This is a genomic window from Nesterenkonia sedimenti, from assembly GCF_012641515.1.
GTDB lineage: Bacteria > Actinomycetota > Actinomycetes > Actinomycetales > Micrococcaceae > Nesterenkonia > Nesterenkonia sedimenti.
Map to the genome: position 1 here is coordinate 188,428 of NZ_JABAHY010000001.1, position 14,234 is coordinate 202,661.

The following is a 14,234-nucleotide window of genomic DNA, read 5'->3' on the forward strand; positions in this document are numbered from 1 at the left end:
TAACCGGATGCGAAACACCAGCGCCCCGGAGCCCGAACCCCTTGATGTGCTGGTGATCGGAGGGGGCGTGGTCGGGGCCGCAACAGCCTTCGATGCCGCCGGTCGGGGACTGCGCACCGGACTGATTGAGGCCCGGGATTTCGGCGAAGGCACCTCATCGCGGTCCTCCAAACTGGTCCACGGGGGTCTGCGCTATTTGCAGATGCTGGACTTCAAACTGGTGGCCGAGGCACTGCGCGAACGCGATCTGCTGCTGCGCCGGCTGGCACCGCATCTGGTGCGGCCGCTGCCGTTCATCTTCCCCTTCGACAAACATGTGGTCGACCGGGCGTTCATCGGCTCCGGTGTGACCCTCTATGACACTCTGGCATCGGGGTCCTCGCTGCTGCGCGGTTACCGAGCACGAGCAGTGCCCTTCCACCGGCATCTGCGCCGGGGTCGGCTGCGGGAGCGCTTCCCCGGTCTGGACACCGAGAAGTACCACGGCGGCCTGGAGTACTACGACGCCCAGGTCGACGACGCTCGCCTGGTGATGACCCTGGCCCGCTCAGCCCACAGCCTCGGGGCGGCTGTTGCCTCCCGGGCCGAGGCGGTCAGTTACCTCCGGGAGGATCCGGCCGAACCCGAACGGATCAACGGGGTCATGGTCCGAGACCGTCTCACCGGTGAGCAGTTCCCGGTCTACGCCCGAGAGGTCATCCTGGCTGCCGGAGTCTGGACCGGCGACGCCCAGAAACAGGCCCTGGCCCAGGAGGATGAAGCCGGCGAACCAGCCCTGCGAGTGCTGGCCTCCAAAGGCATCCACATCACCGTCCCGCGCAGCCGAATCCAGGCCGAGGGAACGGTCGGAATCATCACCCAGACTGAAAAATCGGTGCTCTTCGTCATTCCGCTGCCAGATGTCTGGGCGATTGGCACCACCGACACCGCCTGGCATGAAGCAGTGGACGCCCCGGCAGCCACCAGCGCAGATATCGACTATGTGCTGGAACACGCCAATGAAGTCCTGGGTGAAGACCTCACCCGCGACGATGTGCTGGCCACCTGGGCCGGACTGCGACCCTTGGTCCAGCCGGTGGCCGAGGACGGCACTGAGGCCGCATCGGCCAAAGTCTCCCGGGAGCACACGGTGATGCAGCTGGCACCGGGGCTGAGCGGCATCGCCGGCGGAAAACTGACCACTTACCGGGTGATGGCCGAGGATGTTGTCGACTTCGCCGCCGAGGGAAGCTTCAAGGACCGGCACTCCATCACCTCGGTGCTACCCCTGGCCGGTGGTCAGGGCTACGGGGAATGGGTGGACCGGGCTGAGGATCTGGTCGCCGAATACGGCTGGGACCATCACCGTGTGGACCGGCTGCTCAACCGCTACGGATCCCTGTTGGGCGAACTGCTGGAGCTCATCGATGAGGACCCAAGTTTGGGCAGGCCCCTGGAGCAGGCGCCGTCGTACCTCCGGGCGGAGATCGTCTATTCGGTAGAAGCCGAAGGTGCCCTGCATCTGGACGATATCCTCGCCCGACGCAGCCGTCTGGTCCACGAAACCGCTGACCGGGGCCTGGCCGCAGCGGAGGAGATCCTTCAGCTTGCCTCCCCGCTGCTGGGCTGGGATGAGTGCCGCAGGCAGGCAGAACTGCAGGCCTATACCGACTACATCACTGCCGTCCGGCAGGCTGAGACCACAGAGGACGACGCCGGGGCCGCAGCCCTGATTGCGGAGAACTATCCAGTCCCGGATCTGGTCACCTCTACTGAGACCGAAACATCCAGCCAGCAGGGGAGCAGCCCACGATGAACGACTACGTGCTGTCCATCGACCAGGGGACCACTTCCACCCGTGCTGTGGTCTTCGACCGCAGCGGTGCCATCATCGCCTCCGCGCAGAAGGAACACCGCCAGTATTTCCCCGAGGCCGGTTGGGTCGAACATGATGCCGCGGAGATCTGGCGCAACACCCGTGAGGTGATCAGCAAAGCGGTCACCGAGGCTGATATCAGCCGCAGTCAACTTACCGCCCTCGGAATCACCAACCAGCGGGAGACCACCGTTGTCTGGGACCGGGAAACCGGGGAGCCCATTCACCGGGCGATTGTCTGGCAGGACACCCGCACCCAGTCGATCATCGATGAACTGGCCGAGTCAGACGGGGTCGAACGGTTCAAGGAGCGCACGGGTCTGCCGTTGGCCACCTATTTCGCCGGACCGAAGATCCGTTGGATTCTGGATCATGTCGAAGGCTCCCGGGAGAGGGCCGAGGCAGGGGAACTGGCCTTCGGCACTATGGACAGCTGGCTGATCTGGCAGCTGACTGGTGGACGCAACGGCGGTATTCACATCACCGATGTCACCAATGCCTCACGCACTCTGCTGATGAACATTGACACCCTGGACTGGAACCACGAGATCTGCGAAGCCATCGGAGTGCCCCCTGCGATGCTGCCCGAGATCCGCAGCTCCTCAGAGGTCTATGCCACCGCTCATGAGCGCAGCGGAATCGAGGGAGTCCCACTTGCGGGGATTCTGGGTGATCAGCAGGCCGCGACAGTGGGGCAGGCCTGTTTCAGCCCCGGCCAGGGCAAGAACACCTATGGCACCGGCAATTTCATGTTGATGAACACCGGTGAGGAACTGGTGCACAATGACCAGGGACTGCTGACCACTATTGCGTATCAGTTCGGGGAGCAGAAACCGGTCTATGCCCTGGAAGGCTCGATTGCGGTCACCGGCTCCCTGATCCAGTGGCTGCGGGATAACCTCGGACTGATCGAGGACGCATCGGAATCCGAAACCCGGGCCAAACGGGTCAGGGACCACGGCGGGGCATATGTAGTGCCAGCCTTCTCCGGTCTCTTCGCCCCCTATTGGCGACCCGAGGCTAGGGGGGTGCTCGTGGGGCTGACCCGATACGTCAACGCCGACCATATCTGCCGGGCAGCCCTGGAATCGGTGGCCTTCCAATCCGCTGAGGTGGTGGAGGCGATGAACGCCTCAGCCTCGGAGGAACTCACCGAGCTCAAAGTCGACGGCGGCATGGTCGTCAACGACCTCCTGATGCAGTTCCAGGCCGATATCCTCGGCGTCGACGTCGTGCGTCCTGAGGTTTTTGAGACCACGGCGCTGGGAGCCGCCTATGCCGCGGGACTGGCCACTGAGTACTGGGCCTCCACAGAGGAGCTGAGCCAGAACTGGCGGGAAGGTGCCCGCTGGAGCCCGGCAATGGATCCTGAGGACCGCCAGCAGCGCCTTGCCGAATGGAAGAAAGCAGTCACCCGCAGCTTCGACTGGGTCGATTGAGAGGCGCTTGCAACTCTCCGACACGCCCGGGCCAGTGAACACGCAGATGAATTTTTGTGTGGTCTCCCTTGTGGAAATCTCTGCCTCAAAACCCCCATGTGGCGAGTTTCGCCGCTGTTTGAGCCGGACACACCATCCACAGTCCTTGTGCACAGCCCGTGGATAACTACACTGATGTGAGTACAGCATCTAGTGTCTGCTGACTTCAGCCAACACAACATGTAGTATTGAAGGGCAGTCGAGGAGGAACCCCCACCACTGAAGGGGATGCCTCAACCGGCAAGTCTTAGTCGAGAAGCGGAACTACACCGAAAGGGACCTTCCCCATGAGCGTCACCGTCTACACCAAGCCCGCCTGCGTGCAGTGCAACGCGACTTACCGCGCCCTGGACAAGAACGGCGTGACCTACAAGACCGTAGACATCTCCCAGGATGCAGAGGCCCTGGAGCGGGTGCGCGCACTGGGCTACATGCAGGCCCCTGTGGTGATCACCGACTCCGACCACTGGTCAGGCTTCCGTCCGGACAAGATCTCCGAACTGGCATCAGTCGACCAGGTCCAGGCTGTGGCCTGATCACCTGCCCTGCGGAGGAGGGAAAGCGAATGCTCACCTCAGCCAAGCTGATCTATTTCTCCTCGGTGTCGAATAACACCCACCGGTTCGTGGAGAAGCTGCAGCTTCCTGAGTCAGAGACAGCCCGCCTCCCACTCCACACCCAGCAGGAGACCCTGCAGGCCACCGAACCCTATGTGCTGATCCTTCCGACATATGGGGCCAACGGCGGTAAGGGATCCGTTCCCAAACAGGTCATCAAGTTCCTCAACGTGGAATCCAACCGGAGACTGCTGCGGGGCGTGATCGGAGCGGGCAACACGAATTTTCACGACAGCTACTGCATCGCCGGGGATATCGTCGCCAGCAAATGCAATGTGCCGCACCTCTATAGGTTCGAGCTGATGGGCACCACCGACGACGTGTCCAAAGTCAAAAAGGGATTGGAAGAGTTTTGGAAACAGCAGTCAAGCCTCTCAGCCGCGTAGCCGAGCCCGCACTGGCCAAGGAGGTTCCCCCGCAGTGGGAGGGCCTGAGCTACCACGAGCTCAACGCCATGCTGAACCTCTACGGTCCCAATGGAGAAATCCAGTTCGAGGCCGATCAGCTGGCAGCCCGGAAGTACTTCCTGGATCACGTCAACGTCAACACCGTCTTCTTCCACGACCTCGATGAGAAGCTGAAGTACCTCGTAGAGAACGACTACTACGAGCCGGCCACGCTGGAGCAGTACTCCAATGAGTTCATCCATAAACTCTGGGATACCGCCTATGCACGGAAGTTCCGCTTCCCGACCTTCCTGGGTGCCTTCAAGTTCTACACCTCCTATGCGCTGAAGACATTCGACGGCAAGCGCTACCTGGAGCGTTTCGAGGACCGGGTCTGCATGGCCGCTCTCTACCTCGCCCGCGGCGACGAGGAGCAGGCCATGGCACTGATGGAGGAGATCATCGCCGGACGTTTCCAGCCTGCGACCCCCACCTTCCTCAACGCCGGTAAGAAGCAGCGCGGCGAGCTCGTCTCCTGCTTCCTGCTGCGCATCGAGGACAATATGGAGTCCATCGCCCGCGGCATCAACTCCGCCCTGCAGCTGTCCAAGCGCGGGGGAGGGGTCGCCCTGTCGCTGACCAACCTCCGTGAGCACGGGGCACCCATCAAGCAGATCGAGAACCAGTCCTCCGGCGTCATCCCGGTGATGAAGCTGCTGGAAGACTCCTTCTCCTACGCCAACCAGCTGGGTGCCCGCCAGGGTGCAGGCGCTGTCTACCTCAACGCACACCATCCGGATATCCACCGCTTCCTGGACACCAAACGGGAGAACGCGGATGAGAAGATCCGTATCAAGACCCTCTCCCTCGGTGTGGTGATCCCAGATATCACCTTCGAACTGGCCAAGAAGAACGAGGATATGTACCTCTTCAGCCCCTATGACGTTGAGCGCGTCTACGGGAAGCCGTTCAGCGAGATCTCGGTGACCGAGAAGTACTACGAGATGGTCGACGACGCCCGGATCCGCAAGACCAAGATCAACGCCCGGGAGTTCTTCACCACTCTGGCTGAGATCCAGTTCGAGTCCGGTTACCCCTACATCATGTTTGAGGACACGGTGAACCGGGCCAACCCCATCGCCGGCCGGATCACCATGTCCAACCTCTGCTCCGAGATCCTTCAGGTCTCCGAGGCTAGCGAGTTCCAGCCCGATCTGGGCTACGCCCAGATCGGTAAGGACATCTCCTGCAACCTCGGGTCGCTGAACATCGCCAAGACCATGGACTCCCCGGACTTCGGGCAGACCATCGAGACCGCCATCCGCTCCCTGACCGCAGTCAGCGATATGTCCTATATCGAGTCCGTGCCCTCCATCGCCGAGGGCAATAAGCGCAGCCATGCCATCGGACTCGGCCAGATGAACCTGCATGGCTACCTCGCCCGCGAACGGGTCCACTACGGATCCGAAGAGGGCCTGGACTTCACCAATATCTACTTCTACACGGTCCTGTACCACTGCCTGCGGGCCTCCAATAAGATCGCCAAGGAGACCGGGGAGACCTTCGACGGTTTCGAGAACTCCACCTACGCCTCCGGCGAGTTCTTCGAGAAGTACACCGACCAGGTGTGGGAGCCGCAGACCGCAAAGGTCCGGGAGCTGTTCAGCCATGTGCATATCCCCACCCAGGCTGACTGGCGTGAGCTGAAGGGTGAGGTGCAGGCCCACGGTATCTACAACCAGAACCTGCAGGCTGTGCCGCCGACCGGTTCGATCAGCTACATCAACAACTCCACCTCCTCGATCCACCCGGTGGCCTCGCCCATCGAGATCCGCAAGGAGGGCAAGATCGGCCGGGTCTACTACCCGGCGCCGTACCTCACCAACGACAACCTGGAGTACTACCAGGATGCCTATGAGATCGGGTACGAGAAGATCATCGACACCTACGCCGCGGCTACCCAGCATGTGGACCAGGGCCTGAGCCTGACCCTGTTCTTCAAGGACACCGCCACTACTCGCGATATCAACAAGGCGCAGATCTACGCCTGGAAGAAGGGCATCAAGACCCTTTACTACATCCGTCTGCGTCAGCTGGCCTTGGAAGGTACCGAGGTCGAGGGCTGCGTCTCCTGCATGCTTTAGGAAGGGAAATCTTTTGACGACTTCAGTCACCACCCAGACCCGGACCAGCCTGCTGGACCACGTTGAGGCGATCAACTGGAACCGCCTGCCCGATGAGAAGGACGGCGAGGTCTGGAACCGTCTGGTCAACAACTTCTGGCTGCCGGAGAAGGTTCCGGTATCCAATGACGTCCAGTCCTGGGCGACCCTGACCGAGGAGGAGAAGACCCTGACCATGCGGGTCTTCACCGGTCTGACCCTGCTGGACACCATCCAGGGGACCGTCGGTGCCGTGGCGTTGATTCCGCATTCGCTGACTCAGCATGAGGAGGCGGTGCTGACCAACATCGCCTTTATGGAATCAGTTCATGCGAAGTCCTATTCGCAGATCTTCTCCACCCTGTGCTCCACCAAGGAGATCGACGACGCCTTCCGCTGGTCCCGGGAGAACCCCAACCTGCAGCGCAAGGCGCAGATCGTCATGGACTACTACCACGGTGATGACGGCCTGAAGAAGCGGGTGGCCTCCACCATTCTGGAGTCCTTCCTGTTCTACTCCGGGTTCTACCTGCCGATGCACTGGTCCTCCCGGGCCAAGCTGACCAACACTGCCGATATCATCCGGCTGATCATCCGCGATGAGGCCGTGCACGGCTACTACATCGGCTATAAGTACCAGCGTGCCCTGGAGCAGGAGACCGAGGAACGCCGCCAGGAGCTCAAGGACTACACCTACGATCTGCTCTTCGAGCTCTATGACAATGAGGTTCAGTACACCGCGGACCTCTATGACGGTGTCGGTCTGACTGAGGACGTCAAGAAGTTCCTGCACTACAACGCCAATAAGGCACTGATGAATTTGGGCTATGAGGCGATGTTCCCTTCGGATGTCACCGATGTGAACCCCGCGATCCTCTCAGCCCTGAGCCCCAACGCCGATGAGAACCACGACTTCTTCTCCGGCTCCGGCTCCAGCTACGTCATCGGCAAGGCCGTAGAAACCGAAGACGAGGACTGGGACTTCTGAGGCAGATGTCCTGAGGGACACGATGAGCAGCAGCTTCTCCGTGCACACACGCACGCATCATGGCGCCGAAGAGCTGTTTGAGATGTCCTTGAACATCGATGCTCATGCCGGCTCCATGTAGGCCTCGGGGAGACCGTGACCTGGCGGGCTCGGCACTTCGGAATCTGGTTCACTATGACCTCACGGATCACCGAACTGGAAGCCCCGAGCCGGTTCGTAGACCAGCAGGTCAAAAGGCAATTCAAGACCTTCCACCATCTGCATGAGTTCTACGAACAAGGGCAGGAGACGGTGATGGTCTATACCATCACTCTCGCCTCACCCATCGGTGGGAGACTGGCCGAACGCCTGATCCTCGTTCCGTATGTGCGCAGACTCATCCGCACGCGAAATGAGTACCTCCTGGCAGCCTTGGACGAGGACTGACCCTAGGTCCTAGTAAGCAACGGCCAGGGCGCGTTTAACAGTGTCCGGGTTATCTAGGGTGCTGAGCATGAAATGCGCAGTATCTGCCCGCGAAAGGCGGAAACCCCGTGGGACATTATGTCCCTCGGCCATCCGATAGTTGCCAGGGAGGGGGCCTTTGGTCAGCAGGGGCGCACGGACGGCAGTCCAATCGAGGTCACTGGAACGCAGGGCATCCTCCATCATCGCTACATCTCCTGGCTCTCGACCTGGCGGATTAGGACGCCCCGGCCTGGGAACGGTTGAGACACTCGCACCACTGACCGCCACAATTCGCTGTGCCCCTGCTTTGTTCATCGCATCAATAATGACCCGGGTGCCAGGGGATAGGACGCCAATTTCCGATCTGCCACGTGGTCCAAGGCAAGAGCAGACAACATCAACGCCGGATATAGCCCTGACTAACATCTCCGGATCGGGGTCGCTTAGGTCGACTGTGACCACTGGCAATTCTCGGTGCAGCGCCTGAGGTCTGCGCACCACCGCCCTGACCTCATGCCCTGCTTCCAGAGCCTGATCAACCAGATGGCGTCCTACTCCGCCGGTGGCGGCGAAGATAGCGAGTCTCATCTGCCAGTACTGCCTGTATCGAGCGCTGCTTGTAAGTTCTTGAGGCTCAGCTCTATATCCCCGGGAATCGATTCGACGAGGACTGTTCCAGGGCGGTTTGAGACCATAGCCAGCATTGTTGCGTAGAGATCCTCGATAGGGGAAGCTCCTGCGGCCAACTGCAGTAACTCGGCGGCACGGTGATTGGGGTCCTCAGAGGACGCGCGAGCCGCGAATTGTGCAGCGGCAGTCTCGGGGGAGTTGACCAGACAGACCTCTAGGAACTCAGCCCCCACAGCCTCGGCAGCCGAGGCCAACTCCGTGATGAACTCCTCGCGCTGCAGAAACTGAGGAACAACCACATCATGGCCGGCGGAGAGGTGCGTGCTGCACATACCCAGTGCCAGCCGCCGGGCCATGAGGCCGGCCTCAACTGGTTCCGCCTCCCACCCTGAGCCTGAGATGGAACCGCGGATAGTGTCGATATCCACCACCAGGGTGAATCTCTGCTGTTCAGCAAGGAGTTGCGCCAAGGTGGACTTTCCACTGGCAGGGGCACCATTGAGCAGCAGCAGAGTGGGCATTGATGAAGACCCTACTTCAAGGGGAAACCCAGCTCCGCGCCAGCGGCCTCAACGAGATCCCCTGAGGCCACAAGCAGACGTAGCGCCTCAATTTCAGGTGCCAGATACCGGTCAGTGCCAGGGCCCTCAACACTCTCGCGAATCTTCCGGCGAACAGCTGTCAGAGGGGCAGAGGACTTGGAGCTGGCGATTCCCCCATCACGCATATCCAATGCCCGGCCGGCAGTGAGAATTTCGATGGCGATGACGCGCTGGAGACCGTCCACCGCCCGACGCAGCTTCAGCCCAGCGGACCAGCCCATCGAGACGTGATCCTCCTGCATCGCCGAACTGGGAATGGAATCAGCCGAGGCAGGAACGGCGAAACGCTTCATCTCCGAGACAATCCCGGCCTGAGTGTACTGGGCGATCATGTGCCCGGAATCAACACCTGGATCATCAGCTAGGAAGGGGTTCAGGCCATGGGAACGGGCTTTATCCAGCATGCGGTCAGTACGCCGCTCAGAGATGGAGGCGGCATCGGCGGCTGCCACAGCCAAGAAGTCCAGGACATACCCCACCGGTGCACCGTGGAAATTGCCATTGGACTCCACCCGTCCATCGCTGGTGACCACGGGGTTATCAATAGCCGAGGCTAGTTCGAACTCAGCCACGCTGGCGGCATGGCTGATCGTGGACCGTCCTGCACCATGAACCTGAGGCGCGCACCTCATCGAATAAGCATCCTGAACGCGGGTGAAACGATGCTCACCGGCCTTCTTCTCCTCGATGAGAGGAGAATCAGCCAGCAGTATGCGCATATTCGTGGCGGAATCCACCTGACCCGGCTGAGGCCGAAGAGCATGCAGATCCTCGGCAAAGACAGCATCCGTGCCGATGAGGGCCTCAATAGTCAGGGCCGCCGCTATGTCGGCGCATGCATACAGGCGGCGAAGATCTTCAATGGCCATCAACAGCATGCCCAACATGCCATCGGTGCCATTGATCAGAGCCAGCCCCTCCTTCTCGCGCAGCTCAACCGGTTCGATCCCAGCTGCGGCAAGTGCTTCAGCGGCGGGGGCGGTTGAGTTCCCATCAAGGACATCACCCTCACCCATCAGCACCATGGCGCAGTGCGAGAGCGGAGCGAGATCACCTGAGCAGCCAAGGGAGCCATACTCACCGATGGCAGGAGTGATGCCGGCATTCAGGATGGCGGCATAGGTCTCAGCCACAACCGGCCGTACCCCCGTACGCCCGGTGCACATTGTCGCCAGTCGATTGACCATCAACGCCCGCACCACCTCACGGTCCACATGGGTCCCGGATGAGGCTGCATGGGACCGGATCAGCGATCGCTGCAGCTGGCTGCGAAGGTCATGGGGGATCTGCTTGGTCGCCAGGGCACCGATACCGGTCGAGACCCCATAATGAGGCGTCGTATCCTCAGCCAGTCCATCGATGACCTCACGGGATGCAGTCATCGCCTCCACGGCGCTGGGATCAATGACCACTTCGGCATCGCGCCGGGCAATATCCACTACATCTTCGCCGGTGAGGGGGCCGGGAGTCAGGGTGACTGGTGTAGGCATCAATGGACCTTTCAGGGGTTGTACGGTTAACGGCGCTCGGCCAGGAGATCGGGGAGGACTTCCTCAACAGCGGTGATCGCCGCCTTACTGGCATCCTCCTCACCAGCGGTGATTCGTACTCCCTCACCGGAGAAAGCACGGACAGCCACGCCCTGGCGCAGGCAGGCTGCCACCAGAGATTCGGCATGCAGTTGGGTGGGGATCCAGACGAAATTCGAGGAGCTGTCCGGGATATGCAGACCGCGTTCCCGCAGGGCGGTGATCAAGGCATCACGATCTGTTGTGATGGTTGAGATGATGTGCTCCATATGGGAGGAATCCTCCAGGGCTGCCAATGCAGCCGCCTGGGCCAACCGGCTCAGACCAAAGGGTGGCTGGGCCTTGCGAAGTCCGGCAACCAGGCGCGGATCGGCGGCAACATATCCGGCGCGTATCCCGGCCAGCCCATAAGCCTTCGAGAAGGTCCGCATAGTCATGACATTGGGATAGCCTCCGATGAGATCAAAACCATCACCATCAGTCTGGTGAAACTCCCGGTAGGCCTCATCCAGGATCACCAGAATGTGGCCGGGAACGGAATCGAGAAAGGCAGTAATCTCCTCGAAGGGCAGCACCGTTCCGGTCGGATTATTCGGATTGCAGATGATCACCGCGCGGGTGCGCTCAGTGATGGCATCTCGCATCGCGGACAGATCGTGTTCGAAGTCCGCGTTCAGCGATACCGGCACTGGTTCAGCCTCGGCAACCCGGATGGCAATGGGATAGGCCTCATAGCTCCGCCAGGCGTAGACCACCTCGCTGCCAGCACCGGTGAAGGCGCTCAGGGCCTGCTGCAACAGACTCAGCGATCCGGCGCCCACGGCGATGTGGTCGGTGGTCAGTTTGTACCGGGAGGCCAGAGCTTCGGTGAGTTCATCACCGAACATCGAAGGATATCTATTGCCCTCGGCCGCGGCTCGAGAAATAGCCTCCACGACCCCAGGAGCTGGGGCCACAGGGCACTCATTGGAGGAGGCAACCCAGGTGACATCACCGAGACCCTTGGCCTTGGAGTAGACCGGTATCTCCTCAATACTGGGGGTTACCGAGGGAAGGGGAGTGCCCTCTTGGCCCTCAGGGACGTGCTGTGTGGTCATAAATGCTGTCCTTCTCCGATGCGCCAGCGGATCAGTTGCCAATGAGCTGCCCGGAAATATCAGCTGCCGCCTGAACCAGCAGCTGACCATACCGAGTGGCCTTCGTCTTATCGATGCGATAGGTGGGCACCAGGACACTCAATACTGCACGGGGTCGCCCGGCAACTTCGATGGGTGCAGAAATTGCTGTGACGTCATCCTCAACACTGTTCTGCACGACGACGAAACCCTCATCAGGAGCCTCACCGCGGAGTACCTGACCCGCGGCAGACCCCTCCAGAGGCACAGTGCGGCCCACCCAATTCGTGTGACGCACCGAATGAGTGCCCTCGATGATGCTGATATAGAGGGCACTGTCATTGGGGCCTTCCACACTGAGATAGGCAGATTCCCCAATGGCGTCCACGATGTTCTGCATAGGTTGCCGGGCGACCTCAGTCAGGGTGTTCTTCGTAAAAGCCTGGGCACCTAACTGGATCAACCTGCTGCCGGGCCGATAGTCCCCCGATTCGTCACGTGTGAGGAAACTATTGGCCTCCAAAGTCCGCAGCAGCCGCAGGGCGGTACTGGCCGGTAGGTCAGCCTCACGAGCAGTCTCCGCGAGGCTGGCATGGCCACGTTCGCATACTGCGCCGAGAAGGTCTAAGGCACGTTCAACAGTGCGCGTGGATGCTTCAGCCAATATCACTGCCTTCCTTCGCAGCAACGGGTCGGGTCAATGCCAGCTCGGCCTCGGTGGGAGCCTTGGTCAGCAGGGAGACCACCACGAAGGCCACCAATGACACTGCGCCACCGATCATGATGTCGGGCACCTGATAGTCCACCAGTCCCACCGCACCGGAGGTACCGGCAAGCCCGCCGAGGAGAATAGCCGCAATAGCACCCTCCTTGGTGCCGCGCTTCCAGAACAGACCCAGAATCAGCGGAATGAAGACACCGGAGGCGTACATCGTGTAGGCCAGCACCAGGACCTGAATGATCCCCGGCACCAGAAGCGCGAAGGTCAGGGCCCCTACACCGAGAACCAGCGTGGAAATGCGGGCGATCCGCAGGGTCGTTGTACTGTCACCGTTCTGATCGCGCCCCATAATCTTGCGATAGAAGTCATTGGTGATGTGAGTACTGCCCGCAATCAGCAGCGAATCCGCGGTGGACATCACCGCAGCAAGAATCGCAGCTACCAGGATTGCAGCAAGCCAGACCGGCAGGACCTCCACAATCAGCATAGGCAGGGCCGAGGAGCTGTCCTCGAGATCTTCGCCAAACATTGCTCGAGCGCTCATACCGCCGATCACGGGGAATGTGCCGAAGAGAACCAGCAGAACACCGGCCATAATTGCCGAGGCGCTGGCGACCTTACCGCTCCGGGCGGAGAAGAGTCGCTGGTAGAAGTCCTGGCCGATGAGGTCGTACATAATGACCGGGGTCATCACACCGAGCATGGCCATGACACCCATGCCCACCGGAGAGAAGTAGGTCTCAGCAGAGACAGCGTCACTGGCGGCAGCGAACTCCTGGAGTCCGGAGAATCCACCCACAGTTTGGAGTCCGATGACGCAGGCAATCGGCACGCCAATGACAATGATGATCAGCTGCATGGCATCGGTGATAGCCACACCCCACATCCCCGCGAAGAAGGTGTACCCGATGAACAGGGAAACCGCGATGGCGGCCCCAATAGTGGGATCGATGCCCAGGATCTGGAAGGCGCCACCGGCGGCACTGACCTGAGCTGCGACAATCCCGGTGACGGCCACTATGGACAATAGGGCGGCCAGACCACGGACGACCTTGGAGTTGTAGCGCAGCGCCAGAAAGTCAGTGATGGTGTACAGCGAGAGGTTGCGCAACCGTTTAGCGGAGAGCAGGCCGAGCAGGGTCAGTCCCACTGCAGTACCTGCGCTGTAGGCAATACCGCTGTAGCCGTAGACAAAACTGTCCTCACTGACACCCATGACTGCTCCGCCACCTAGGTGCGTGGCAGTCAGACCCGCGACGACGAGCAGAGGGCCGAATTTACGCCCGGCCACAAGGAAATCATCGGAACCCTTGATCATTCGGGCTGACAGCAGACCGACTGCCGTCACCAATAGCAGGTAGGAAACGATGATTATGCCGATCGTCACTCTGTCATCCATCAAGGGCGTCCTTACTCGTGATGTGGGGGTGGGCCGTGACTGTGCTGCGGAAGCGAATCACAGATCATAAGTTGCACGAACCTACAGTCTGAGGACAGCGTGTTTCTTCGGCGAGTCTCAATTGTTTCCATTCAGTAAAACCTGTGAACTGCCTAATGAAAACGTTGTTTCGAGGCTAGCCTAGAGCGCAGCACCTCGCAATCTTATGGTCTAGGCGAGCTGCCTGATTGGCGTTGAGGTCGAAACGCGGCCTCACTACAGGGTTGCTAACTAGCGAAAAAGACGTTTCAATGAGTGAAACCCTC

At 60.6% G+C, this 14,234-nt stretch carries 13 protein-coding genes; 7 read left to right on the forward strand and 6 right to left on the reverse strand.

Going from position 1 to position 14,234, the window contains the following annotated elements:
* Positions 1-7: 7 nt before the first annotated feature.
* From HGQ17_RS00960 to HGQ17_RS00990, 7 genes are all read left to right on the forward strand, one after another.
* A complete protein-coding gene (locus tag HGQ17_RS00960) occupies positions 8-1,795 on the forward strand; it encodes a glycerol-3-phosphate dehydrogenase/oxidase (RefSeq protein WP_168886450.1) in 1,788 nt (595 codons plus the stop codon).
* Positions 1,792-3,294: a glycerol kinase GlpK gene (gene glpK / locus HGQ17_RS00965; RefSeq protein ID WP_168886094.1), complete on the forward strand. Its 1,503-nt coding sequence runs from the start codon at positions 1,792-1,794 to the stop codon at positions 3,292-3,294. Before HGQ17_RS00960 ends, glpK begins: the two co-directional genes overlap by 4 nt.
* Before the next feature lie 326 nt (positions 3,295-3,620).
* Positions 3,621-3,869, forward strand: coding sequence for a glutaredoxin-like protein NrdH (nrdH, locus tag HGQ17_RS00970; RefSeq protein ID WP_168886095.1), 249 nt, complete (start codon positions 3,621-3,623; stop codon positions 3,867-3,869).
* 29 nt (positions 3,870-3,898) lie between these two features.
* Complete coding sequence (gene nrdI, locus HGQ17_RS00975; protein ID WP_168886096.1) at positions 3,899-4,336, forward strand: class Ib ribonucleoside-diphosphate reductase assembly flavoprotein NrdI; 438 nt, start codon at positions 3,899-3,901, stop codon at positions 4,334-4,336.
* Positions 4,337-4,347: 11 nt separating this feature from the next.
* Positions 4,348-6,480: a class 1b ribonucleoside-diphosphate reductase subunit alpha gene (gene nrdE / locus HGQ17_RS00980; protein WP_229503236.1), complete on the forward strand. Its 2,133-nt coding sequence runs from the start codon at positions 4,348-4,350 to the stop codon at positions 6,478-6,480.
* Positions 6,481-6,493: 13 nt separating this feature from the next.
* A complete protein-coding gene (gene nrdF, locus HGQ17_RS00985; RefSeq protein ID WP_407670717.1) occupies positions 6,494-7,486 on the forward strand; it encodes a class 1b ribonucleoside-diphosphate reductase subunit beta in 993 nt (330 codons plus the stop codon).
* Between the two features lie 135 nt (positions 7,487-7,621).
* On the forward strand, positions 7,622-7,912 hold the full coding sequence (locus HGQ17_RS00990; RefSeq protein ID WP_324615132.1) for an SRPBCC family protein: 291 nt from the start codon (positions 7,622-7,624) through the stop codon (positions 7,910-7,912).
* A 9-nt stretch (positions 7,913-7,921) separates the two neighbouring features.
* Here HGQ17_RS00990 and HGQ17_RS00995 read toward each other — a convergent pair whose 3' ends face one another.
* The 6 genes from HGQ17_RS00995 to HGQ17_RS01020 are packed head-to-tail and all read right to left on the reverse strand — an operon-like array spanning position 7,922 to position 13,917.
* Positions 7,922-8,521 (reverse strand): NAD(P)-dependent oxidoreductase, encoded by a 600-nt coding sequence (locus HGQ17_RS00995; protein ID WP_168886098.1) that lies wholly within the window; start codon positions 8,519-8,521, stop codon positions 7,922-7,924.
* Complete coding sequence (locus HGQ17_RS01000; RefSeq protein ID WP_168886099.1) at positions 8,518-9,084, reverse strand: AAA family ATPase; 567 nt, start codon at positions 9,082-9,084, stop codon at positions 8,518-8,520. Before HGQ17_RS01000 ends, HGQ17_RS00995 begins: the two co-directional genes overlap by 4 nt.
* An 11-nt stretch (positions 9,085-9,095) precedes the next feature.
* The gene (gene hutH, locus HGQ17_RS01005; protein WP_168886100.1) at positions 9,096-10,655 is read right to left on the reverse strand and encodes a histidine ammonia-lyase; all 1,560 of its coding nucleotides are present in this window, start codon (positions 10,653-10,655) and stop codon (positions 9,096-9,098) included.
* A 26-nt stretch (positions 10,656-10,681) separates the two neighbouring features.
* Entirely contained in the window at positions 10,682-11,791 is a 1,110-nt protein-coding gene (locus HGQ17_RS01010) for a histidinol-phosphate transaminase (RefSeq protein ID WP_168886101.1), read from the reverse strand.
* A 31-nt stretch (positions 11,792-11,822) separates the two neighbouring features.
* Complete coding sequence (locus HGQ17_RS01015; protein ID WP_324615133.1) at positions 11,823-12,479, reverse strand: IclR family transcriptional regulator; 657 nt, start codon at positions 12,477-12,479, stop codon at positions 11,823-11,825.
* A complete protein-coding gene (locus HGQ17_RS01020; protein ID WP_324615134.1) occupies positions 12,466-13,917 on the reverse strand; it encodes a sodium:solute symporter family protein in 1,452 nt (483 codons plus the stop codon). Before HGQ17_RS01020 ends, HGQ17_RS01015 begins: the two co-directional genes overlap by 14 nt.
* Positions 13,918-14,234 lie beyond the last annotated feature (317 nt).

Bases quoted from the DNA above. Each gene is read 5' to 3' on its own strand.
- HGQ17_RS00960 (WP_168886450.1), top strand. From the start codon at position 8: ATGCGAAACACCAGCGCCCCGGAGCCCGAACCCCTTGATGTGCTGGTG.
- glpK (WP_168886094.1), top strand. From the start codon at position 1,792: ATGAACGACTACGTGCTGTCCATCGACCAGGGGACCACTTCCACCCGT.
- nrdH (WP_168886095.1), top strand. From the start codon at position 3,621: ATGAGCGTCACCGTCTACACCAAGCCCGCCTGCGTGCAGTGCAACGCG.
- nrdI (WP_168886096.1), top strand. From the start codon at position 3,899: ATGCTCACCTCAGCCAAGCTGATCTATTTCTCCTCGGTGTCGAATAAC.
- HGQ17_RS00995 (WP_168886098.1), bottom strand. From the start codon at position 8,521: ATGAGACTCGCTATCTTCGCCGCCACCGGCGGAGTAGGACGCCATCTG.
- HGQ17_RS01000 (WP_168886099.1), bottom strand. From the start codon at position 9,084: ATGCCCACTCTGCTGCTGCTCAATGGTGCCCCTGCCAGTGGAAAGTCC.
- hutH (WP_168886100.1), bottom strand. From the start codon at position 10,655: ATGCCTACACCAGTCACCCTGACTCCCGGCCCCCTCACCGGCGAAGAT.
- HGQ17_RS01010 (WP_168886101.1), bottom strand. From the start codon at position 11,791: ATGACCACACAGCACGTCCCTGAGGGCCAAGAGGGCACTCCCCTTCCC.